General features: G+C 72.1%; 19 protein-coding genes. 13 read left to right on the top strand and 6 right to left on the bottom strand.

The window, feature by feature from the left end:
* Positions 1–180: 180 nt before the first annotated feature.
* The 7 genes from ABZ434_RS14565 (at position 181) to ABZ434_RS14535 (ending at position 8477) form a co-directional block, all read left to right on the top strand.
* Positions 181–1728, top strand: coding sequence for a hypothetical protein (locus ABZ434_RS14565; RefSeq protein ID WP_359135589.1), 1548 nt, complete (start codon positions 181–183; stop codon positions 1726–1728).
* Between the two features lie 125 nt (positions 1729–1853).
* Positions 1854–2630, top strand: a complete 777-nt coding sequence (locus tag ABZ434_RS14560; RefSeq protein ID WP_359135466.1) for a peptidoglycan recognition protein — start codon at positions 1854–1856, stop codon at positions 2628–2630.
* 46 nt (positions 2631–2676) lie between these two features.
* Positions 2677–3270 (top strand): GNAT family protein, encoded by a 594-nt coding sequence (locus tag ABZ434_RS14555; protein WP_359135464.1) that lies wholly within the window; start codon positions 2677–2679, stop codon positions 3268–3270.
* Positions 3271–3391: 121 nt separating this feature from the next.
* Positions 3392–5611, top strand: coding sequence for an MMPL family transporter (locus ABZ434_RS14550; RefSeq protein WP_359135462.1), 2220 nt, complete (start codon positions 3392–3394; stop codon positions 5609–5611).
* A gap of 5 nt (positions 5612–5616) precedes the next feature.
* Complete coding sequence (locus tag ABZ434_RS14545) at positions 5617–6804, top strand: sensor histidine kinase (RefSeq protein WP_359135461.1); 1188 nt, start codon at positions 5617–5619, stop codon at positions 6802–6804.
* A gap of 1 nt (position 6805) precedes the next feature.
* The gene (locus ABZ434_RS14540; RefSeq protein WP_359135459.1) at positions 6806–7456 is read left to right on the top strand and encodes a response regulator transcription factor; all 651 of its coding nucleotides are present in this window, start codon (positions 6806–6808) and stop codon (positions 7454–7456) included.
* Between the two features lie 286 nt (positions 7457–7742).
* Positions 7743–8477, top strand: a complete 735-nt coding sequence (locus ABZ434_RS14535; protein ID WP_359135457.1) for a dienelactone hydrolase family protein — start codon at positions 7743–7745, stop codon at positions 8475–8477.
* Between the two features lie 57 nt (positions 8478–8534).
* On the opposite strand, the gene ABZ434_RS14530 is transcribed toward ABZ434_RS14535, so the two are convergent.
* Positions 8535–9887 (bottom strand): PHB depolymerase family esterase, encoded by a 1353-nt coding sequence (locus ABZ434_RS14530; RefSeq protein WP_359135455.1) that lies wholly within the window; start codon positions 9885–9887, stop codon positions 8535–8537.
* A 27-nt stretch (positions 9888–9914) separates the two neighbouring features.
* Between ABZ434_RS14530 and ABZ434_RS14525 the strand changes: the two genes are divergently transcribed.
* The gene (locus tag ABZ434_RS14525; RefSeq protein ID WP_359135453.1) at positions 9915–11081 is read left to right on the top strand and encodes a helix-turn-helix domain-containing protein; all 1167 of its coding nucleotides are present in this window, start codon (positions 9915–9917) and stop codon (positions 11079–11081) included.
* A 96-nt stretch (positions 11082–11177) separates the two neighbouring features.
* Here ABZ434_RS14525 and ABZ434_RS14520 read toward each other — a convergent pair whose 3' ends face one another.
* Positions 11178–12146: an alpha/beta hydrolase gene (locus tag ABZ434_RS14520; protein WP_359135451.1), complete on the bottom strand. Its 969-nt coding sequence runs from the start codon at positions 12144–12146 to the stop codon at positions 11178–11180.
* A gap of 357 nt (positions 12147–12503) precedes the next feature.
* On the opposite strand from ABZ434_RS14520, the gene ABZ434_RS14515 reads away from it, so the two are divergent.
* A complete protein-coding gene (locus tag ABZ434_RS14515; RefSeq protein WP_359135449.1) occupies positions 12504–13265 on the top strand; it encodes a polysaccharide deacetylase family protein in 762 nt (253 codons plus the stop codon).
* A gap of 39 nt (positions 13266–13304) precedes the next feature.
* On the top strand, positions 13305–14648 hold the full coding sequence (locus tag ABZ434_RS14510) for an SGNH/GDSL hydrolase family protein (protein WP_359135447.1): 1344 nt from the start codon (positions 13305–13307) through the stop codon (positions 14646–14648).
* A 29-nt stretch (positions 14649–14677) separates the two neighbouring features.
* Here the strand turns inward: ABZ434_RS14510 and ABZ434_RS14505 are convergent, their stop codons facing one another.
* The 3 genes from ABZ434_RS14505 to ABZ434_RS14495 all read right to left on the bottom strand — a co-directional run bounded on the left by ABZ434_RS14505 (position 14678) and on the right by ABZ434_RS14495 (position 17208).
* Positions 14678–15016 (bottom strand): P-II family nitrogen regulator, encoded by a 339-nt coding sequence (locus tag ABZ434_RS14505; protein WP_359135446.1) that lies wholly within the window; start codon positions 15014–15016, stop codon positions 14678–14680.
* Positions 15013–16338, bottom strand: coding sequence for an ammonium transporter (locus ABZ434_RS14500; protein ID WP_359135444.1), 1326 nt, complete (start codon positions 16336–16338; stop codon positions 15013–15015). Before ABZ434_RS14500 ends, ABZ434_RS14505 begins: the two co-directional genes overlap by 4 nt.
* Before the next feature lie 414 nt (positions 16339–16752).
* Entirely contained in the window at positions 16753–17208 is a 456-nt protein-coding gene (locus ABZ434_RS14495; RefSeq protein ID WP_359135442.1) for an Lrp/AsnC family transcriptional regulator, read from the bottom strand.
* Positions 17209–17309: 101 nt separating this feature from the next.
* Between ABZ434_RS14495 and ABZ434_RS14490 the strand changes: the two genes are divergently transcribed.
* The 3 genes from ABZ434_RS14490 to ABZ434_RS14480 all read left to right on the top strand — a co-directional run bounded on the left by ABZ434_RS14490 (position 17310) and on the right by ABZ434_RS14480 (position 21345).
* Positions 17310–18266 (top strand): SMP-30/gluconolactonase/LRE family protein, encoded by a 957-nt coding sequence (locus ABZ434_RS14490; protein WP_359135440.1) that lies wholly within the window; start codon positions 17310–17312, stop codon positions 18264–18266.
* Positions 18267–18743: 477 nt separating this feature from the next.
* Positions 18744–20030, top strand: a complete 1287-nt coding sequence (locus ABZ434_RS14485) for a peptidase (protein WP_359135438.1) — start codon at positions 18744–18746, stop codon at positions 20028–20030.
* A 538-nt stretch (positions 20031–20568) separates the two neighbouring features.
* Positions 20569–21345 (top strand): polysaccharide deacetylase family protein, encoded by a 777-nt coding sequence (locus ABZ434_RS14480; protein WP_359135436.1) that lies wholly within the window; start codon positions 20569–20571, stop codon positions 21343–21345.
* 11 nt (positions 21346–21356) lie between these two features.
* Here the strand turns inward: ABZ434_RS14480 and ABZ434_RS14475 are convergent, their stop codons facing one another.
* Positions 21357–21668: a helix-turn-helix transcriptional regulator gene (locus ABZ434_RS14475; RefSeq protein ID WP_359135434.1), complete on the bottom strand. Its 312-nt coding sequence runs from the start codon at positions 21666–21668 to the stop codon at positions 21357–21359.
* Between the last annotated feature and the right edge of the window lie 63 nt (positions 21669–21731).

Below are 21731 nucleotides of genomic sequence, written 5' to 3'. Positions count from 1 at the left end.
CAGGATATCGCCCGTGTCCCGTGGGGAGCGGTGTCCTAGGGTTGCCGGGTGTATGCCGACGGGGAGTTGCGGACAGCAGTAGGGGATGTCGAGCGGAGCCGCCACATCCCCCGGCAGCGGGGCGGGGAGCGCGGGGAGCGCGAGCCGGAAGGCCGGGTGCCGTGGTGGCGCCGGTACCGTGTGCCACTCGTCGCCGTGGGCGTCGTGATTCCGCTCTACGTCGTGTGGGCGGCGGTCCTGGCCACCGGCGGCGGTGATCTCGCCGCGCAGCTGGCCTGGTCGGGCTTCACCGCCCGCTATCCGGGCGCGGCCTACAACCTCTCCTGGTACGGAGGGATGCACACCGCCAACTACAGCGTCTTCTCCTCGTACTTGATGGCTTTCCTCGGTGTGCGGACGGTGTCCGTGGCCGCCGGGATCGCGGGTACCTGGCTCATCGCCCTGCTCTTCGTGCGCAGGGGCGTGCCGCATGCCGTCCCTCCCGCGGTCCTTGCCGCGCTCGCCCTGTGGTGCAACGTCGCGTCGGGGCGTACGACCTTCGCGCTCGGTGTCGCCGTCGGGCTCGTCGCCTGCCTGTACGCCCACCGTTCGGTGACCGCCTCGGTGGCCGGGGCGGTGGCGACGATGGCCAGCCCGGTCGCGGGATTGTTCCTCGTGGTGGTGGGGGCGGCGTACCTCCTGGACCGGCAGTGGCGGAAAGGGGCCGTGCTGACGGTGCCGTTCTTCGCCGTCGTGGGCGCCACCACGGTGCTCTTCCCGTTCGAGGGCGAACAGCCCATGCAGGCCAACAGGCTGTGGATGCCCGTCGTCGTCTGCGCCGTGCTCGCGGTCGCGGCGCCGGTGGAGCGGGAATGGCGGCTGCTGCGGTACGGCGCCGTGGTGTACGCCGTCGGCGTGCTCCTCACCTACCTCATCGCCTCCCCGATCGGTACGAACGTGGAGCGTCTGCTCGGTCTCGTCGCCGTGCCGGTGCTGTTCATGGCGGTCCGCGCCCTTGTCCGGGAGAGGGCGTGGGCGCGGACCGCCATGATGGCGGTGGCCCTCGTGCTGTCCGTCAACTGGCTGGCCGACAAGACGGTGGACGACCTCCAGGTGTCCACCCAGGTGCCGTCCTGGGCGTCCCGCACCGAGGGGGTGACCGGTGAGCTGCGCCGCCTCGACGCCGGTCTCGGCCGCGTGGAGGTCGTCCCGGCCCGCAACCACCGGGAGGCGGCCGCACTCGCCCCGCACGTCAACATGGCACGCGGCTGGAACCGCCAGCTCGACGTCGAACGCGGCCGGCTGTTCTACGGCGCCGCGCTGGCCCCCGACGACTACCGGGCATGGCTGGACCGGTGGGCCGTGGGCTATGTGGTGCTGCACCACGGGCAGCCCGACGGGCCCGCCGAGGCCGAGGCGGCGCTGGTCAGGGCGGGGCAGCCCTGGCTGGAGCGGGTGTGGCAGGACGACGGGTGGACGATCTACCGGGTGCGGGACGCGAGGCCGCTGGTGGAGGCCCCCGCCGAGGTCGTGCGCGGCGACGACGCCGAGCTGGTGGTGCGGATGCCGCGGGCGGGATCGGTGACCGTCCGTGTCGCCCACTCGCCGTGGCTGCGGGTGCGGGGTGTCGAGGGGGCCGCCGGGGGCTGTCTGCGGCAGGACGGTGAGTGGACGAGGCTGACCGTGCCGGAGGGCGGCACGTACCGTCTGGACTCCGCGTACCGGCTGCCGCGCGGCGGGGGCTGCTGACCCGCGTACGGGCCCCGGCACCCGGCGGGGCTGCCGCCCTTGCCCGGCGCGCCGGGCGGACCAGCGGTTTCACCCGATCGGCCACCGTATCTGCGCGTCGGACACACAGGCCGCAGGGTGGTCCCATGTGGCTCCGTCACCGACTCTGGCCGGCCGCCGCGGTCCTCCCGCTCTCCCTCCTGGTTCTGCGGGACGCCCCGGTGCGCTTCGCGCTGCCTCCGCCGAAGGCCCCGGTGCAGGAGCGGCTGCGCGGAGTGCCGCAGCCGACGATCGTCACCCGGGCGGCCTGGCACGCGGACGAGGGCATGGTGCGGGAGCACGCGGTCTACACGGGTGCCGTGCGGGCGGTCTTCATCCATCACACGGGGGAGTCCAACACCTACGACTGTGCCGAGGTGCCGCGCATGCTGCGGGCGGTCGAGGAGGCCCATATCAAGGGCAACGGCTGGGACGACATCGGCTACAACTTCCTCGTCGACCGGTGCGGCACGATCTACGAGGGCCGGGCCGGCGGCATCACGCGCCAGGTCCGCGGTGCGCACACCACCGGCTTCAACGCCGACAGCGTGGGCATAGCCGTGCTCGGCAACTACGGGCGAGGGGCCGAGGTGCCCAGGGCCGTCGTCCGGGCGCTCGCCGAGGTGGCCGCGTGGAAGCTGCGGCCCGGGTCCGATCCGCGCGGCACGGTGCGCCTGGTCTCGACGAACGACGCCAGCAGGTACGCGAAGGGCAAGGCGGCCGTGCTCCACGTCATCTCGGGCCACCGCGACGCGTACCAGACCAACTGTCCCGGCGAGGCGCTGTACGCGGAACTGCCCGCGATCCGGGCCGCTGCGGCGGCGCTCCGCCAGGCACGGACGGGCACGGAGGACGCGGAGAGCCCTGACCGGACTTCGCACTAGTGCATACCTGATTTATGCCTAGTTCGAAATGGGTTAGCATTCCGGCATGCCTGCCACGACCCCGCTCCCCGTGACCCTGACCGGCCGTCACGTCAGCGTCGAACCGCTGTCCCCGGACCATCTCGACGACCTCTTCGCCGCCGGTGGTGGCGACGACGAGGTCTGGCGCTGGCAGGGCGGGCCGACCCCGCACAGCGCGGAGGAGCTCGGCGAGAAGCTCGCGGCCCTGCTGGCGGACGCGCGGCGAGGGATGTACGTCCCGTTCGCCGTCGTTCACCGCGCGAGCGGCCGGGCGGTCGGCTGGACCACGTACATGGACATCGACACGGCCCACGAACGGCTGGAGATCGGCTCTACGTGGTACGGCCGCGCCCACTGGCGCTCGGCGGTGAACACCGAGACGAAGCTGCTCCTGATCGGCCACGCCTTCGACGAACTCGGTATGGGGCGCGTGCAGTTGAAGACCGACCACCTCAACGTCCGTTCCCAGCAGGCGATCACGCGGCTCGGAGCCCGGCGCGAGGGGGTGCTGCGCCGCCATCGCCGTCGCCCCGACGGCACCTGGCGCGACACGGTCTACTTCTCGCTGCTCGCCGACGAATGGCCCGAGGCGAAGGCCCGTCTGGAAGCCCGCCTCTGACCCGGCCCGGCCGGGGTCGCTCCGGGGGCAGGCCCCCGGGCCCGTGTCCACCGGTCGGTGGACACGGGGTTCCACCGGTCGAGGCTGCCGGGCGAGGGGCCCCGCGAACCAGCATGGACGCATGAGAATGCGACCCGTACGTATGGCCCGTTGGAGCGCCCGGCATCCCTGGCGCGCGATCGTCGGCTGGTTCGTCTTCGTGCTGCTGTGCCTCGGCGCGGGCATCACCGCCGGCAACAACCCCGCCACCACCAAGGACTTCTGGGTCGGCGAGGCGGGGCGCGCCGAGTCGATGGCCACCGACGGCGGCCTCCAGCGCCGGCCCACCGAACACGTCCTGATCCGGGCCAGGTCCGGCCCCCTGGACACGCGACAGGCCGCCGCAGCGGCCCGCGAGCTCACGGACCGCATGGACGCCCTGTCCGAGGTGGACAGTGTGGCGCCGCCCGTCCGCTCGAAGGACGGCACGGCCCTGCGGGTGACCGTGGTCATGAAGGGCGCCGAGCTCGACGCCAGGAAGAACGTCGTCCCGCTCCTCGACAGGACCGCGCAGGTGGCCGCCGCCCACCCGGAGCTGATCGTGGAGGAGACCGGCTCGCCCGCCATCAGCAAGGGCGTCAACGACCAGCGCGGCGACGACCTCGCACTGTCCGAGCGGCTCTCCCTGCCGGTGACACTCGTCATCCTGCTGGTCGTGTTCGGCTCGGTGGTCATGGCCGGCGTGCCGCTGCTCCTGGCGCTCTCCTCGATCGCCGCGACGATGGGTCTGGCCATGCTGGCCTCGCACCTGATGCCCGACCCCGGCGTCGGGACCAACATGATCCTGCTCATGGGACTCGCGGTCGGCGTCGACTACACGCTCTTCTACCTCAAGCGCGAGCGCGAGGAGCGGGCGCGCGCGGCCGGCCGGCTCAGCTCCGAGGCCCTCGTGGAACTCGCCGCGGCGACCGCGGGCCGGGCCGTGGTGGTCTCCGGACTCGCGGTGATCGTCTGCACCGCCACCCTCTACCTGGCCACCGACGTCATCTTCTCCTCGCTCGCGACCGGCACCGTCCTCGTGGTGGCCGTGGCCGTGCTCAGCTCGCTCACCGTGCTGCCCGCCCTGCTCGTGAAGCTCGGCCACCGCGCCGAACGCCGTGCCGGGAGGAAGGCCGCCCGCCTGGCGAAGCGCGGTGTGCCGGCCCGTACGAAGGCGGCGAAGCCCGAGAACGGCCGCGTCTTCGGCGCGCTCATGCGCCCCGCGCAGCGCCACCCCGCGATCACCCTCGGCGTATCGGTCCTGGTGATGCTCGCCGTGGCGGCGCCCGCGCTGGGCCTCAGGCTCGTCGACCCGGGCAAGGACACCTTCTCCCGCGACATCCCGGCCATGCAGGTCTACGACCGGCTGACGGCGGCGTACCCCGAACTCCTGGTCAAGCACGAGGTGGTGGCCCGCAGCACCGCGGAGCGGGCCCCCGAGGTCAGGAGGGCGCTGGCCGAGCTCGGCCGGACCGCTCAGGGGGACCAGCTCTTCGCCCGTACCGGGGACCCCGTGGTGCGCACCTCCGCCGACGGCCGGATCAGCGTGCTGGAACTGGCGGTGCCGCACCCGGCGCCCGCAGACGAGGCGATCGCGTCGCTCAACCACCTGCGCGACCGCTACATCCCTCAGACGTTGGGCGAGTTGACGGCGGTGGACGTGGCGGTCAGCGGCGACGTGGCCCGAGGGCAGGACTATGTGCACCACGAGCGGAGCAAGCTGCCGCTGGTGATCGGATTCCTCCTGCTGCTCACCTTCCTGACCACGGCGGTGGTGTTCCGCTCGGTCGTCGTCGGCCTGCTCGGGGTCGTACTGAACCTGCTGTCCGCAGCAGCCGCGCTGGGCGCACTCGTCCTCGTCTTCCAGGGCACCTGGGCGGAGGGGCTGCTGGACTTCGACTCGCTGGGCGCCATCGCCTCCAGGGTGCCGCTCTTCCTCTTCGTGCTCCTCTTCGGCCTCTCGATGGACTACCAGGTCTTCGTCGTCAGCCGGATCAAGGAGGCCATGGACCACGGCATGCCGGCCCGCGAGGCCGTGGTCGACGGCATCGCCCGCTCGGCCAAGGTGGTGACGAGCGCGGCGCTGGTCATGGTCACGATCTTCGCGGCCTTCGTCTTCCTGCACCTCACCGAGATGAAGCAGATGGGCTTCTGCCTCGCGGTGGCCGTCCTGCTGGACGCCGTGGTCATCCGGATGATGATCCTGCCGTCGGCCCTGCTCCTCCTCGGCGAGCGCGCCTGGCGGCCCCTGCGACGTTCCCGCCGCACGTCGCCCGAGGACCCGTCCGCCCAGGCCGGCCGGCCGCTCCCCCACGTAGTCTGACGGGCATGCTTCAACGGCCTCAGCGCGGCGACCCGGTCTGGATCTGGGTGCTCCACGGGTGGGAGGGCCTGTCCTGGGCCCTCCTCGCCCTGGTCGTCCTGATCACGGTCGTGGGCGATACCCCGGCCGACCGTAAGACCGGGATCCTCGCGCTGACGGCCGTACTCGCCCTCTGCTACACGCTGGTCCGGATCCGGCCCGGTGCCCGGGTCCGGGGGCCGTACGCCTATCTCTGTCTGCTCGTTGCCGTGCTCGGCGGCCTGTCGTACCTGGGCGACGGCTACGGGGTCTTCTACACGGTGATGCTCACGCAGTTCATCGTCTTCGCCGACAGCCCCCGGGGCGCGATCCTCTTCACCGGCCTCGGCGCCCTGGGGATCACGATCGGCGGCAGCCTCCGTGAAGGCGGTCAGGCGGATGCGTTCCTCGGCAACAGCCTCTCCTCCCTCGGCGTCTGGGCGGTCGCCGTCGTGATGGCGCTGCTGACGCCCCGCGCCCTGGCCCAGCGCGACGAACGAGCCGCCCTGCGCGCCGAGTTGAAGAGCACCCAGCGGGAACTGGCCGAGGCCTACCAGCGCCAGGGCGCGGCGGAGGAACGTGAACGGCTGGCACGGGAGATCCACGACACCCTCGCCCAGGGCTTCGCCTCCATCATCGTGCTCGCCGAGGCTGCCAGGTCGCAGCTGTCCGTTGACGTCCACCGCAGCGGCCGGCAGCTCCAGTCCATCGAGCAGACGGCCCGGGAGAACCTCGCCGAGGCCCGGGTCCTGGTCGGCGCCGCCCCCAGCAGCGGAGTGGCCCCCGGATCCGTCTCCGCGACGCTGCGCCGGACCCTGGACCGCTTCACCGAGGACACCGGACTCGACGTCACGGCGGACCTCGCCGACATCGCGTGCGACCAGCCGACCAGGATCGCCCTGCTGCGCTGCACCCAGGAGTCGCTGGCCAACGTCCGCAAGCACGCGTCCGCGACGACCGTCGGCGTGGTCCTGGCGCACGGGCCCGGCGCCGTCGAGCTGGAGATCACCGACGACGGACGCGGGTTCGTCGTCGAGGACTCCCACGGCTTCGGTCTGGACGGTATGCGCAAACGGCTGGCCGAGTTCGGCGGCGGCCTGACCGTCACCAGCTCCCTCGGCGACGGCACCCGGATCCTCGCCACCATCCCGCTCGCCCTCGACGGTCAGGAGTGACATGACGGCAGAGACGACCACCCCACCCCTGCGGATCATCCTGGCCGACGACCACACGGTGATGCGCGCCGGACTGGTCGCGCTGCTGTCCTCGGAACCCACCGTCGAGATCGTCGGCGAGGCGGGCGACGGCCGCGAGGCGGTGCGTCTGGTCGGGCAACTGCGCCCCGATGTGGCGCTTCTGGACCTGCGGATGCCGGTCCTGGACGGGGTGGGCGCCACCCTGGAGATCGTCGCGGGCGACGCCCCCACCCGGGTACTGATCCTGACGACGTACGACACCGACTCGGACATCGAGCGGGGCGTCGAGGCGGGCGCGACCGGCTACCTCCTCAAGGACGCCACCCGCGAGCAGCTGGTGGAGGCGATCCACTCCGCGTCACGGGGCGAGACGGTCCTCGCCCCGCGGGTGGCGCAGCGTCTGGTGGCCAGGATGCGGCGGCCCGCACCCGTCACCCTGACCGCCCGCGAGTCCGAGGTGCTCCGGGCGGTCGCGGACGGCCTGTCCAACGTGGAGATCGGCCGCCGGCTGTTCATCGGCGAGGCCACGGTGAAGACCCACCTGCTGCGGATCTTCGCCAAGCTCGACGTCAACGACCGCACGCGTGCGGTGGTGGTCGCGCTGGACGCCGGTCTGCTGCGGGGGCGTTGACGATTGCGGGGCGGACCGGGGGTCCGTACCGTCCGCGCCAGGTCCGCGCAGCTGGACGGTGCCGGGAGTCACGCGGGACCGGGGAGGGCCGGCCCGGCCGGGGTGCGCGGCGATGACCACCGGGACGGCGGCGCGCTCCACACGGATCGGCGGCCCGACGGGCCCTTGCGGTCCGCACGGGCCGGTTGCGCCCCGTCGTCCGGTCGAGGACCCGGCGCGGCCGGCCGGGCCCCTCCTCCTGCCGTGTTGATCAGGCCCGACCCGTCAACCACCACAGGAGAAGATCATGCGCACCGAGACGCTGCACATCCCCACCGAGGACGGCCGGGCCGACGCCTTCGCCGCCTTTCCCGACGACGGTGAGCGGCACCCGGGGGTGCTGATGTACCCGGACGGCTTCGGTATCCGGCCCGTACTGCGGGACATGGCCTGCGAACTGGCCCGACACGGGTACTACGTGCTCGTCCCCAACATCTTCTACCGGAACGGCCCCACACCGGTGATCGAGCTGCCCGAGCACATCGGGGAGGAGGACCGGCCCGCGGTCTTCGCCCAGCTGATGCCCTTGATCGAGGCACACACCGCGGAACGCACCCTGCGCGATGCCGACGCCTACCTCGGCTTTCTCGCTTCCCGGCCCGAGGCGGGTGCCGGACCGGTCGCCGTGACCGGCTACTGCATCGGCGGTCTGCTGGCGACGCGCACCGCCGTGGCCCACCCCGGGCGGGTGGCCGCCGTCGCCGCGTTCCACGGACCCGTGGGCGCCGACGGGACCGACAGCCTCGCGAAGCTGACCGCCGAGGTCCATTTCGGCCACGCCGAGGGCGACTTGACGCCGGATGCCCTCGACGGGATCAACCAGGCCCTGGACACCGCGGGGGTGGGCTACACCTCCGAGATCTACCCCGGCACCGCCCACGGCTTCACCATGTCCGACACGGACGCCTTCGACGCCCGTGCCCTGCAGCATCACTGGGACCGCCTGCTGCCTCTCCTCGGTGGTGCCCTGAGCAGGAGTTGAGGATCCGGCCCGGACACCGGCACCGGTGCGGACGGCCCCAGGGACAGGTGTGCTCGGTCAGCCCGTGCCGCAGGCCGCCCCGCCGACGGTGAACGCGGACGGCTTCCCGGTGTTGCCCGTGTGGTTCGCCTGGAAGCCGATCTGCACGGCGGCCCCCGGCGCGAGCGTCGCGTTGTACGCGAGGCCCGTGGCGGTCACCGCACCGCCGGCCGGGCTGTAGGTGGCGCCCCAGCCGGAGGTGATGGTCTGGCCCGTCGGCAACGTGAAGGCCAGGGACCAGCCGGTCAGGGGAGTGGTGCCGGTGTTGGTGAGGGTGATCGTCGCGGTCAGTCCGGTGTTCCAGGCGCTGGTGGTGTACGCCACCCTGCAGTTCGCCGGGGTGGGGTCGGTGCCGGGGCCCGGGTCGGTAGGCGTGGAGGAGTCCAGGCCGAAGAAGGCGATGGCCCGGGCCGCCATGCCGGAGGCCGGCAGGCTGTGGCCCACGCCCTGGACGCTGATCGCCTCCACCGGCGCCTGAGCACCGCTGCTGCCGTAGCGCGTACGGGTCCAGCCGGACTGCGGGCTGTCGGTGGAGGCGGGTGTCCGGCTCACGCCCAGCACGTCGGTCCACTGGTCGATCTCTTCGTTGAGGTTCGGGTACCGCAGCGTGGCGTCCTCCGTGCCGTGCCAGAGCTGCATCCGGGGCCGGGCACCGCTGTAGCCGGGGTACGCGGCCCGGACCAGGCCGCCCCACTGCTGCGGGGTCCGGTCCACCGTTCCGTTGGCGCAGGCGCTGTTCCACCCCGAACCGTCGGTGGTGGCGAAGCACGAATGCGGTACGCCCATGAAGGCGGCGCCCGCCTTGAACACATCCGGGTAGTTGCCCAGCAGGACGTTGGTCATCATCGCGCCCGAGGAGGCTCCGGCGACGAAGACCCGGCCGGGGTCGGAGCCGTAGTGCTGCTGGACGTAGCCCACCATGGACCTGATGCCTACAGGGTCGCTGCCGCCGTCCCGTCGCAGGGCCTGCGGGGAGGAGACGTCGAAGCAGTTGCCGCTCCGGGTCGCCGAGGGGTAGATGACGATGAACCCGTACCGGTCGGCGAGCGAGGCGAACTCCGTACCGGAGTAGAAGGCCGGACCCGACCCGGTGCAGTAGTGCACCGCCACCAGGACGGCGGGCCGTTCGCCCGCACCGGCCGGCACGTACAGGTGCATGCGCAGCCCGCTGGGATTGCTGCCGAAGTCCGTCACCTCCGTCAGGGAGGCGGCGGAGGCGGGAGGCGCCACCGCCAACAGGAGTACGGACAGGAGAGGTAGAACACAGCCGAGCAGTGCGGTGAGCAGTGCTCGTGCCGGCCGCCTTCCGGGATCCGCGGCGTACGTGGAGCGTTCGGTGGTGGATCCGTCGGTCGTGGATCTGTTGGTCATGTCCCTGTCCTTCCTAGACTGCCCGATGTGAAGGGTTTGCTGCTGCGGCTGTCGGCGCTGGACGCGGACGCCGCCACCGCCGTGCGCGTGATCGCCCACTTCGAGGCGCTGCTCGGCAGCGGTCCGGACCCGGTGTCCCTGGCGCGGTCCACCGCGGGTCTTGCCGGGTGTGCGGCGGGGCTCGAACTCCCCGACGGCCGCTCGGCACGTTTCGGGCCCGACGGGAGGGCCCTGGCCGGAGCGCCCGGGTCCGTGTCGGGGCGGGTGGGCCTGGAGCCGACGGGCGGCGTGTGGCTGGAACGAACGGGCGCCCAGGGTCCGTTCGACGAGCTCGTCCTGGAGTGGATGGCCATCACCGCGAGGGTGCTGGCCGGCCGGCCCTGGCAGCCCCAGGCGCTCCGTGCGGCTGATCCGGCCCTGGTCGAACTGGTGCTGTCCGGCCGGGAGGACGCACCGGACCGGGCCCGCGCGCTGCGGCTGCTGGGCCTTGATCCGGAGGCGGAGCTGGGGGTGGTCGCGGTGGCCGGGCGGCCCGGGGCGGACGCCGGGGTCGAGGCGGTGGCACTGCTGGGGCGAGGGGCGCTGCGGGGCACGGTCCGGGTGGCCCGGGTCGGGGCGCTGGGGGCGGTGCTCGTGCAGCGTACGGGCGGGGGCGGGGCGGCGGCGGAGTTGCGGGAGGCACTGAGGGCGCGCGACCGGGAGCGGGGTGCGGCCCGTCGGCCCGCGCAGGGGGTCCGGGTGGGTGTCGGCGGCGGGACGGGCCCGCTGGACGCGCGGACCTCCTGGGCGCAGGCACGGGCCGCCCTGCGGTTCGCGGTGGCGGGCACCCCGCAGGACGCGGTGGCCGACCACGGGGAGCTCGGGCCGGTCGTCCTCCTGGCGGACATCCCGGCCGAGCGGTTGCGGGCCCAGGAGGACGTACGGCGGCTCGGCACTCTGGCCTGCGGCGAGCGGGCCGGGCAGGGTGACGGCCTCCTGGCGGCCCTGGCCGCGTTCTGCCGGACGGGCACGCTGCGGCAGGCGGCGGCCGGACTCCACCTGCACCACAGCTCAGTGGCGGCCCGGCTGGCGCGCGTGGAGAAGGAGTTCGGCTGGAGCCTGCGCGATCCGCAGGACCGATTCCGCGCCCAACTAGCCCTGTACGCGCTGCGATTGTCGGAGAACGAGGAAGAGGACGACCCCACCGGGGTCTGACGGCGGCCCGCCGCCCGCACACCCTTCGCCCGTACACCCTTCGCCCGTACGCCCCTCGCCCGCACTCCCTCCGCCCGTACGCCCCTCGCCATCACGTCACCGCCGTCCGAGTGCCGTACCCAGCACGTCGATCGCCTCATCGGTGGCGTTCCGTATGACGGCGGCATGCTCCACGGCCCACGCTCCGTGAAAGGTCCCCGGGAGCATGCGGATCCGGGTGGGTACGGAGGCGCTCGTCAGGGCATGGGCGTAGTCGACACCCTCGTCTCGCAGGGGATCGAACTCCATGACCGAGATGTACGCGGGCGGGAGCCCGGTCAGGGCGCCGGCCGTCGCCCGTGCGGGGGCGGCGTAAGCGGGGACCGCGGCAGTGGCCCGTACGTCCGACCCCAGATAGGCGTCCCAGCTGAGGCGCGCGTTGTGCCGGTTCCACACCGGTGTATCGGTGAACAACCGGGCGCTCGGCGTCTCCAGCCGGTCGTCGAGTGCGGGGCTGCACAGGTGCTGGAAGCAGACCGCGGGCCCGCCGCGGTCCCGGCAGAGCAGCGTCAGCGCGGCGGCCAGACCGGCGCCGGCGCTGTCCCCCCACAGGGCGATGCGATCGGCCCGGACACCCAGAGCGGCGGCGTGTTCGGTCAGCGCGCACAGCCCCGCGTAACAGTCCTCCAGGGCGGCCGGGAAGGGGTGCTCGGGCGCGAGCCGGTAGTCGACGGACACGACGAGCACCTCCAACTCCCGGCAGAGCAGGAGGTTCCAGTCGTGGTCGACGTCCGGTGACCCGAGGACGAAGCCGCCGCCGTGGATGCCGTAGACGACCGGCAGCGGGTCCGTCCCTCGTGGGCGGCACCGGGGCCGGTACACGCGCAGCATCACGTCCGGGGCACCGGGCGGGCCCGGGACGAGGAGCTCGCCCACGTCGACTCCGGAGCTGTCCGACAGGGCGAGGGCCGCCGCCAGTTGCCGGGCCTGTGCGGCTCGGGCGGCGGGCAGATCGGTGATGTCGACCTCGGGCATCATCGCGAGCGCTGCGGCGAGTTCGGGATCGAAAGTGTGCGACGAACGCATGTTTCTCCTCCGGTCCCGGACAAGTCCCGTGGGGTGGTGAGGCGACGTTCCCACGGTGCGTTGCCGCAGGTCATCAGACGTACGTCGGGAGAACGGGTGCCGATGCCCGACAGCGTGGCGTTTTCCGCCGCCTTTTCGGCCGGTGTCGAGGCCGGTGAGCGGAGAGAAATGGCGTCTCACCTGCACATACATGGTGAGAGCGGAAGGTGGAGGCCCTCTTGACGGCGGCGGGGACCGCTCTCTACGTTCGCCCAGCTCGATCGCGAGCGCATCCGAAACTTTCGGCACGACGACGAGGCGCACGGGCCCCTGGGTCCGGACGGGCCGAGCCGTCGGCACACGGAATTGGGGCCGGCATTGACCACCAGCAACAGCACCACAGCCACCGCTGCCTCCGGTGAGGCGCCGCGTACCCGCCGCAGTCGGGGCCTGGCCCGCCGTATGGCACCCCTGCTGCTCACCGGCGGGCTGTGCCTGGGCGCGCTGACGGCCACGGGTGCCGCGCAGGCCGAGCAGGCCGGTACCGGCATCGTCGACTCCACCCGGCACGGGGGCAGATCGCTCGCCCTGACCTTCGACGACGGGCCGAATCCCACCGACACCCCGCAGCTGCTGAAAGTGCTGCGCAGGCACCACGTCAAGGCGGTGTTCTGCCTGTGGGGGGAACACGTCAAGGAGCACCCGGAGCTGGTGCGCGCGATCGTCGCGGGCGGCCACACGCTGTGCAACCACACCATGCGTCACGAGGACCTGTCCTCCTGGTCGCCGGAGCAGATCCGGGCCGACCTGGCGCGGACCAACGCCGAGATCCATCGAGCCGCTCCCGGCGTACGGATCCCCTACTTCCGCGCACCGTACGGAAGCTGGGGGCAGAGCCCGGACGTGGCACACAGCCTGGGGATGCAGCCGCTGGGCTGGCGGCTGGCGATCGGGGACTGGGAGCCGCCGGGCACGGACGAACTGGTCCGCCGCATCGAGGAGGGGATCACGCCCGGCTCCGTGGTCCTGCTGCACGACGGCGGAGGCGACCGCAGCCAGACGGTGGCCGCCGTCGACCGCATCGTGCCCGAACTCAGGTCCCGGGGCTGGCGCTTCGAGCGCCCGGCCCGCCGTGCATGAGACGAAGCGCCCCGCCCCTCACCCTTACAGGAGTCCCGCATGAGAGAACACCTCGTACGGCTGCGGACCCGCCGCACCGGCGGCCGGCTCGTGGCACTGCTGACCGGGGCCCTGCTGCTGGCCACGGCACAGCCGACCACCGCCGCGACGCAGCCGGCGCCCGCGGCCGCCCACCACCCGGCGCCCCCCGCTCCCTCCTGGACCGGGACGTGGGCCACGACGCCCACGCAGACGCCGGCTTCGGACACCACGGCGTTCGAGGACCAGACCCTGCGCCAGACCGTGCACGTCAGCATCGGTGGCGACCGGCTGCGCATCCGGCTGTCGAACGAGTTCGGCGACCGGCCGCTGGTCATCGGCGAGGCCCGGGTCGCCCGCCCGGCCACCGGCGGCCCGGCGTCGCGCATCGACCCGCGCACCGACCGCCCGCTCACCTTCGGCGGCCGCGCCTCGGTGACGATCCCGGCGGGCGCACCCCTGCTCAGTGACCCGGTCGCCCTGCGGGTGCCCGCGGGGTCCGACCTCGTGGTGAGCATCCATCTGCCCGAGCGCACGGCAGGCTCCACGCTTCACGCGTTCGCCCTCCGGCAGAACTATGTCGCAGCCGGCAACGTCACCGGGCACACCGACATCGAAGCGACCACCACGAACGACCGCTGGTACTTCCTGACCGGCGTGAGCGTGACCACGGGTCCGGCGCAGGGCGCGTCGGCCGTCGTCACCCTCGGCGACTCCATCACCGACGGGGCGAACACCGAACCGGGGGCCGATCACCGCTGGCCCGACTTCCTGGCCCGGCGCCTGCGCACGGCCTACGGGCCGGACGCGCGAGGCGTGCTCAACGAGGGCATCAGCGGCAACCGCCTGCTGCACGACCCGAATCCGCCCGCAGGCTCCGACGCCGAGAACTTCGCGGCCTACTTCGGGCAGAGCGCCCTGCGCCGCTTCGACCGCGACGTCGCCGCCCAGCCGGGAGCGGGCCATCTCGTCGTGCTCCTCGGCGTGAACGACCTGGGCCACCCCGGCACGGTGGCCCCGGAATCGGAACGGGTCTCCGCGGCCGACCTCATCGACGCACACCGCCAGCTGATCGCCCGGGCCCATGAGCGAGGGCTGAAGGCGTACGGAGGCACGATCCTGCCGTTCAAGGGCGACACCCTCGGCTTCTACAGCCCCGGGAACGAGGCCGCCCGCACCACCTTCAACCGCTGGCTGAGGACCAGCGGCGAGTACGACGGCGTCATCGACTTCGACAAGGCGCTGCGTGATCCGTCCGACCCGCAGCGCCTCCTGGCCCGTTACGACAGCGGCGACCATCTCCACCCGAACGACGCCGGCGCCGAGGCGATGGCGAAGGCGGTGCCGTTGAACTTCCTGCGCTGAGGGCCGCCTCCGCACGCTCGATGGAGCGACTACAGCGCGTCCGGGCCCCGCTCGCCCGTGCGGACCCGCACCACCGTTTCGACCGGCTGCGTCCACACCTTGCCGTCGCCGATCCGGTCGGTGCGGGCGGCGCGCACGATCGCGTCGACGGCCGGTTCGGCTTCCGCGTCCTCGACGACGACCTCGATCCGGACCTTGGGGACCAGGTCGACCCGGTACTCGGCGCCCCGGTACACCTCGGTGTGGCCGTGCTGCCGCCCGTAGCCGCTGGCTTCGGTGACGGTGAGGCCGTGCACTCCGAGTTCGCGCAGCGCGGTCTTCACCTCGTCGAGACGGTGCGGTCTGACGACGGCGGTGATGAGCTTCATGGGGCGGAGTTCCTGTTCTCGGTGAGCGGCGTCGGCCGGGCGGTCACGGCCTGCGGAGCGCCGTGACCCAGGGCGCCGTGATCGTAGGCGCTCTCCGCATGCAGTGTCTGGTCCAGGCCGGTGAGCTCCTCGTCCGCCGACGCCCGCAGGCCCATGAACCGGTCGACGGCCTTGCCGATCCCGTACGTCATGAGGAAGGTGTAGGACGCCACGGCCAGTACGGCGACGGCCTGCCGGGCGAGCTGTCCGAACCCGCCCCCGTACAGCAGCCCCTCCGCGCCACCGGTCATGGCAGCGGTCGCGAACAGGCCGATGAGCAGCGTGCCGACGATGCCGCCGACGAAGTGCACGCCGACGACGTCCAGCGAGTCGTCGTAGCCGAAGCGGAACTTCCAGGCGACCGCGTACGAGCAGACGACGCCCGCCGTCAGACCGACCGCCGCGCCGCCGAGGATGCCCACGGTGCCGCAGGCGGGGGTGATCGCGACCAGCCCGGCGACCGCGCCGGAGGCGGCGCCGAAGGTGGTGGGGTGGCCGTCGCGCTTCTGCTCGACGAAGAGCCAGCCGAGCAGCCCGGTGCAGCCGGCGACCAGGGTGTTGAGGACCGAGGCGGCCGCCAGACCGTTGGCCCCGAGGGCGGAACCGCCGTTGAACCCGAGCCAGCCGAACCAGAGCAGTCCGGCGCCGAGCATCACCATGGGCAGGTTGTGCGGGCGCATCGCGTCCTTCCTGAACCCGATGCGCGGCCCCACGACGAGCGCGAGCGCCAGCCCGGACGCCCCGGACGCGATCTCCACGACCAGCCCGCCGGCGAAGTCGAGGGCGCCCAGCGCGTCCTTGATCCAGCCGCCGGGACCCCACACCCAGTGGGCGACGGGGGCGTAGACGAGCAGCGTCCACACCGGCACGAGGACGAGCCACGCGGCGAACTTCGTACGGTCGGCGATCGCGCCGCTGATCAGCGCCGCGGTGATGATCGCGAACGTCAGCTGGAACGTGGTGAACAGCAGGGTCGGCACGCTGCCGGTGACGCTGTCGGGCCCGATGCCGGCCATGCCGACGTGCCGCAGATCTCCGACGAGGCCGCCGAACGCGTCGTCACCGAAGGCCAGCGAGTATCCGGCGAGGAGCCAGACGACGGTGACCAGGGCGATCGAGACGAAGCTCATCATCAGCATGTTGAGTACGTTCTTCGTACGGACCATGCCGCCGTAGAAGAGCGCGAGCCCGGGTGTCATCAGCAGAACGAGTGCGGTGGCGGCGAGCAGCCAGGCGGTGTCACCTGTGTCGATGCCGGCTGCGGCCACGGTCACGGGGGTCACGGGGGAGTCCCTCCTCGGGGCGCGTGCGGTGCGGGCGTCAGAGAGCGTGACCGGTGCGCGTTTCGTCGGAGGGACCTGGATGTTTCCGCCGCATTTCATTGCGCGGGAGTTGCCGAAATCTCACGGCCGCGGACGGCCGCTGCGTGGCCCCGACCGTCCGAGCCGGTCGTGCCGCCCTCGCCCGGTTCACCGCTGTCCGGCCGGGATTCCGGCAGGCGGTCGACCACCTCGGCATCCGGGCAAGGGGCTCGGTGCGCAAACGGGAGGGCGCCACCGTGAAGACCCATGAAACGGTGACGCGCGAGTACGTGGCGGCAGTCGGACGAGAGACATCGGCACTGCCGCCCGCCGCCCGCCAGGAGCTGATCGCCGACCTCGGTGAGGCGATCCGCCGCATTGCCCGCCTTCGGTCCGCTACTGCCCCGGCCCGGTACCGTGCGGGGAGGCGGGGCGTTCGAAGAGTGACTCCAGCACGATCGTGGCCCGGGTTCCGTTGACTCCGTCGATCGCGTGGATCCGGCGCAGGACGTCCTGGAGCTGTTCGGTGGTGGCGGTCCTGACCTTCACCAGCACCGAGGCGTTGCCGGCGACGATGTGGGCCTCCACGATCTCGGGGACCGCCGCGAACTCCTGGGCCGTATCGCCCATCCAGCGGGTGGAGTCGACGGTCACGTACGCCAGCACGCCGTATCCCAGCGCCACCGGGTCCACGTCGGCCGTGGTCCGCCGGATCGCGCCCTGCTCCCGTAGTTTGCGGACCCGTTCGTGTGCCGCGCCGGTGGAGAGGCCCACTGCCCGCCCCAGTGCCGCGTAGGACTGTGTCGCGTCCTGCTGCAGTTGTTCCAACAGGGTGCGGTCGATGTGATCCACAACTCTCCATTCGGTTTTCGCTTGTGGTGACCATATCTCATCCGACAATCTTCCGGTGGAGCCGAAATTCGTTCGGCTTCTGTCGGAAGGGATGGCTGTCCATGACCACCGAGCGCCCTGAGCTGTACGAGACCTTCGACGACCGGTTCCGTACCGGGCGGTGCACGAACGGCGATGACGGGCTCGAAGTCCTGTACACCGGCTGCCGTTGGGCCGAGGGGCCCGTCTACGTGCCTGCCTGGCGGCAGTTGGTGTGGAGCGACATCCCGAACGACCGGCTGCTGCGCTGGGACGAGGAGACCGGCGCGGTCAGCGTGTTCAGGCGCTCCGCCGGCCACCCGAACGGCAACACGCTCGACCGTGAGGGCCGGCTCATCAGCTGTGAGCAGGGCAACCGGCGGGTGACGCGGACCGAGCACGACGGCACGGTGACGGTGCTGGCCGACCAGTGGCAGGGCAAGCGGCTGAACAGTCCCAACGACGCGGCGGTGAAGTCCGACGGCTCGATCTGGTTCTCCGACCCGGACTTCGGCATCACCAGCGACTACGAGGGCTACCGGGCACAGAGCGAGATCGGCGCCAACAACGTCTACCGCATCGACCCGTCCACCGGTGAAGTCCGCCTGGTCGCCGACTGTTTCGGCGCACCGAACGGGCTGGTCTTCTCCGCGGACGAGCGGCGGCTGTACGTCTCCGACACCCGGGCCGGCTTCATCCGTGTCTTCGACGTACGGGATGACGGCACCCTGTCGGACGGCGAGGTCTTCGCCGCTGCCGGGGCGCGCGAGGCGGCCCGCTTCGACAACCTCCGCTTCGACGATGGCGGCCGCCTGTGGGCTGCCGCCATGAACGACGGGGTGCACTGCTACGACCCGGACGGCACACTGATCGGCCGCCTCGACGTCCCGGAGCCGGTGGCCAACATCTCCTGGGGCGGTGCGAAGCGCAACCGGCTTTTCATCGCCGCCGAGACCAGTCTCTACTCCGTGGTCATGGGCGTGACGGGGACGCACCCGACCGGACCCGGCCGCAGGCCGTGGCTGGACCCGAGGTCCTGAGCGATCCGGATGTGCGGCCTCCGGCACGCCGTCCGCCCCACCCGGCGCTGCGCCACCCGGCCGGTCCGTACCCCGGCAGGGTGAGGCAGGGAACGCCGGAGGTACGCATACTCGGTGGCATGAAGGGGCACGGGGCAACTCGCCGACTTCCTCCAGGCGCGCAGAGGCCAACTGCGGCGTGACGGCGATGTTGCCGCGCGGGGCGGTGGAGCAGGGTCACATCCCGAGCGCGGTGCGCGCGGGGCGGCGGGGCCGGGATCGTGTGGCGTTCCTCACGGTGAAAGTGCGGGCGGTGAAAGCAACTGCACCCTTTCGACTCGTGTGTCCGTCCGGGTGCTCCGACATCGGTCGGCGCAGGTGAAGAAATGGTGATGACGGACCGCTGACCTGGCCATACGATCACCTCAAGTCGCCTGTGCGTGCCTCATTTCCGCTGCGACCCCTTCCTTCCTGTCTTCCGTATCCCGAAGGGCCCTTGTGACGATTCGCCGGATTCTTGCCACAGCTGTTGCCGCAGCGGTGACGACGCCCGTCCTTCTGCTGTCGGTCACCCCCGCCTTCGCCGACGCCGAGCCGACGGCGCAGACGCAGCAGAAGCCGTCCATCGCGGAGCTGGAACTGGCCGCCGCCGCGGCTCAGGTGGCGTACGACAACGCCGTGGCGGCCGAGAAGGCCGCACGCGAGGTGCTGATCGCGCTCGACTCCGACACCGACCCCCTGTTCATGGCGGTCGTGGCAGCCAAGGCCGCGGCAGCCGACGCCGCCACCGCGAAGACCGAAGCCGATCAGGCGGTCGTCGACGCACAGGAGGCGCTCGACACCCTCGCGGAGTCGGCCACCGAGGAGGAGCGGACCGCCGCGGAGACTGCCCTCACCGAGGCGGAAGGTGCCGCCGCAACCGCCGGTGAGGCCAAGACCGCTGCCGACGCCTTGGTGGTGGAGGCCGAGGACGCGCACGACGACGCCCGGGTCGCCGCAGCGCGGGCGATCGGCCAGGCGCAGCAGGCCACCAAGAAGGCGCTCGCCGACAAGACCGCGGCCGACGAGGCACTGGCCGAGGCGAAGAAGGAGGCCGAGGAGGGCGAGGAGAACGAGGAGTGCGTCCCCGTCCCCGAGCCCCGGCTGACCACGGTCATCACGGGACTGCCGACCACCGTCGTCGCCGGGACGAAGGTCGACTTCAACCTCCGGGTGAAGAACGGCACCGACGAGACGATGGACGAGGTGCTTCCGTTCGCCTACGTCCACGCGACCGACGAGAGCGGCCTCGACGGCATCGACGACCTGGTGCGCGTGCAGTGGTCGCCCGGCTCGTCCTCGGCGTGGAAGACCGTCGACAACAAGCACTACATGGACGCCATCAGCCCGCTGAAGGCCGGCGCCCACGTCGACGTCAAGATGCGTCTCACCATCGACGCCTCGGCCCCCGCGGGCAACGGCGTCACCTTCGTCGCCGGTGACTACGTCAACGACGACGGCACCTGCGGCGGGAACCCGGACCTCGAGGGCTACGAGTTCCTGATCGCCGCCGCCGGCAGCAAGCCCGGCAAGGTCGACGACGCCAAGCCCGGCAGGACCCGGCCGGACACCTCCGACATCAACACGCAGACCGGCCCGTCGGCCCGCCCGGCGACCGGCACCCTCGCCGCGACGGGCGCGTCCTCAGTGACGTCGCAACTCGCCCTCGCCAGCGGCACGGCGGTGGCGGTCGGCGCGGGTGCGATGTTCGTCGTACGCCGTCGCAAGGCGGGCTCGCACCTCTGACCCAGGAGCGGAACACCGAAGGGCTCAGCGGCACATGACCGGTGAGCCCTTCGGCCGTGGGCGCCGGGACCTCTTGTCGGAGGACGGCGTCGTACGTGTTCCAGCCCCGCCGATCCTGGTACGGGCGGCGAAGGGTGCGGGGACGGCCTTGTAGCCGGCGATCTCCTGGCATGCGCCGGCGGGCATGGTGAAGGACGCCGGCCGGCCTCCTCCTCCGTGCCGTCGAGCGGCGCGGTCCCGGAGGCGGCGGCTTCGGGCTGGGCCGAGGCACCCGGGATCTCGGTACTCGTCTCGGCCGAGGACGCCGACATCCCGTTCCCGCTCCATGCGGCCTCCGTCGACATCCCGCGCCGAACCTGCACCCCTTTCCGTCGCGTGCCGAGTTCAGGTGCAGGGGCGAACACGGGGTCGGCCTGCGGATTGTCGCCGGTCCCCTGCGGAATCGTCTGCGATCGGTAACAGAGGCAGCCAGAGCAGCCTTTCGCATGTCTTCATGGGTGCACGGCATCGGTGGAGACGGCAAAAGGGGCGGGCGGACATGGCGAAGCACAAGGGAAGGGCATGGCATGTCCGACTTCTCGGAGCGGCGCTCGGGGTGACCGCTCTGGCTGCGGCCACCTCGGTGTGGACCGCGCAAGCCGGCACCGTGGCCGCGGGGCCCGGCGCCAGTGTCTCGTCGCCCGAGGCCAAGCCGCAGGACCAAGTGACCAAGGTGGCGGCGGACATCGCGCACGCCTCGGACCGCGGTGCCAAGGGCGTCAACATCACCATCGACGACGGGCCGGACCCGAACTGGACGCCGCAGGTGCTGCAACTCCTCAAGGACAGCAACGTGAAGGCCACGTTCTGCATGGTGGGCACGCAGGCCCAGGCGTACCCGAACCTGGTCAAGGAGGTCGTCGCGGGCGGGCACCGGCTGTGCAACCACACGGTCTCGCACGACACCGCCATGGACACCAAGTCCGAGGCCTACCAGTCCCAGCAGATCCTGGATGCCGAACGCATGATCACCAAGGCGTCCGGCGGTGTCCGGCCGCAGTACTACCGGGCTCCGGGCGGCGCGTTCACCCCGTACAGCCGGCAGCTCGCCGCGTCCCGCGGGATGCGGCCACTGGGCTGGAACGTCGATACCAAGGACTTCGAGCGGCCCGGCGTGGAGACCATGGTCGCCACCGTCAAGAGCGAGATCTCCGACGGGCCGACCGTCCTCTTCCACGACGCGGGAGGCGACCGGTCCCAGACCCTGGCCGCGCTGCGCGAGGTCCTGCCCTGGCTGAGGGAGCAGGGGTACGCCTTCGGATTCCCCGTCCGCTGAGGGCGGGTTCGTCAGTCCGGGCGCTGGGTGAGGCCCCGTCGGTCCAGCCGCGGGGCGAGGAGCCGCCGGTCCGGGCGCGGGGCGAGGAGCCGCCGCAGTGCTGTCGGCGTGTGGCCGACGTACTGGCGCACCGTCCGGCAGAAGTGGGCCCGGTCGGAGAAGCCCAGGCCGGCGGCGAGGACGGCGAGGCTCTCCTCGCCCGCGTCCAGCCGGTCGAGGGCCACGCCGATACGGACCCGGTTGCGGTACCGGGTCGGCGATACCCCCAGCTCCCGGGTGAAGGAGCGGCTCAGCCGGTACGGGGAGACGCCGAGGAGCTCCACGAGCGGCAGCAGGCCAGGCTGTCCCGGTCGCGACCCCGGACCGGGAACGATATCCGCGTGGCG

The sequence above is a fragment of the Streptomyces sp. NPDC005761 genome (assembly GCF_040630635.1).
GTDB lineage: Bacteria > Actinomycetota > Actinomycetes > Streptomycetales > Streptomycetaceae > Streptomyces.
This window is presented reverse-complemented; position numbering and strand designations above follow the sequence as displayed.

Coding starts and splice junctions, on each gene's coding strand:
- ABZ434_RS14560 (WP_359135466.1), top strand. CDS start 1,854: ATGTGGCTCCGTCACCGACTCTGGCCGGCCGCCGCGGTCCTCCCGCTC.
- ABZ434_RS14555 (WP_359135464.1), top strand. CDS start 2,677: ATGCCTGCCACGACCCCGCTCCCCGTGACCCTGACCGGCCGTCACGTC.
- ABZ434_RS14550 (WP_359135462.1), top strand. CDS start 3,392: ATGAGAATGCGACCCGTACGTATGGCCCGTTGGAGCGCCCGGCATCCC.
- ABZ434_RS14545 (WP_359135461.1), top strand. CDS start 5,617: ATGCTTCAACGGCCTCAGCGCGGCGACCCGGTCTGGATCTGGGTGCTC.
- ABZ434_RS14540 (WP_359135459.1), top strand. CDS start 6,806: ATGACGGCAGAGACGACCACCCCACCCCTGCGGATCATCCTGGCCGAC.
- ABZ434_RS14535 (WP_359135457.1), top strand. CDS start 7,743: ATGCGCACCGAGACGCTGCACATCCCCACCGAGGACGGCCGGGCCGAC.
- ABZ434_RS14530 (WP_359135455.1), bottom strand. CDS start 9,887: ATGACCAACAGATCCACGACCGACGGATCCACCACCGAACGCTCCACG.
- ABZ434_RS14520 (WP_359135451.1), bottom strand. CDS start 12,146: ATGCGTTCGTCGCACACTTTCGATCCCGAACTCGCCGCAGCGCTCGCG.
- ABZ434_RS14510 (WP_359135447.1), top strand. CDS start 13,305: ATGAGAGAACACCTCGTACGGCTGCGGACCCGCCGCACCGGCGGCCGG.
- ABZ434_RS14505 (WP_359135446.1), bottom strand. CDS start 15,016: ATGAAGCTCATCACCGCCGTCGTCAGACCGCACCGTCTCGACGAGGTG.
- ABZ434_RS14490 (WP_359135440.1), top strand. CDS start 17,310: ATGACCACCGAGCGCCCTGAGCTGTACGAGACCTTCGACGACCGGTTC.
- ABZ434_RS14480 (WP_359135436.1), top strand. CDS start 20,569: ATGGCGAAGCACAAGGGAAGGGCATGGCATGTCCGACTTCTCGGAGCG.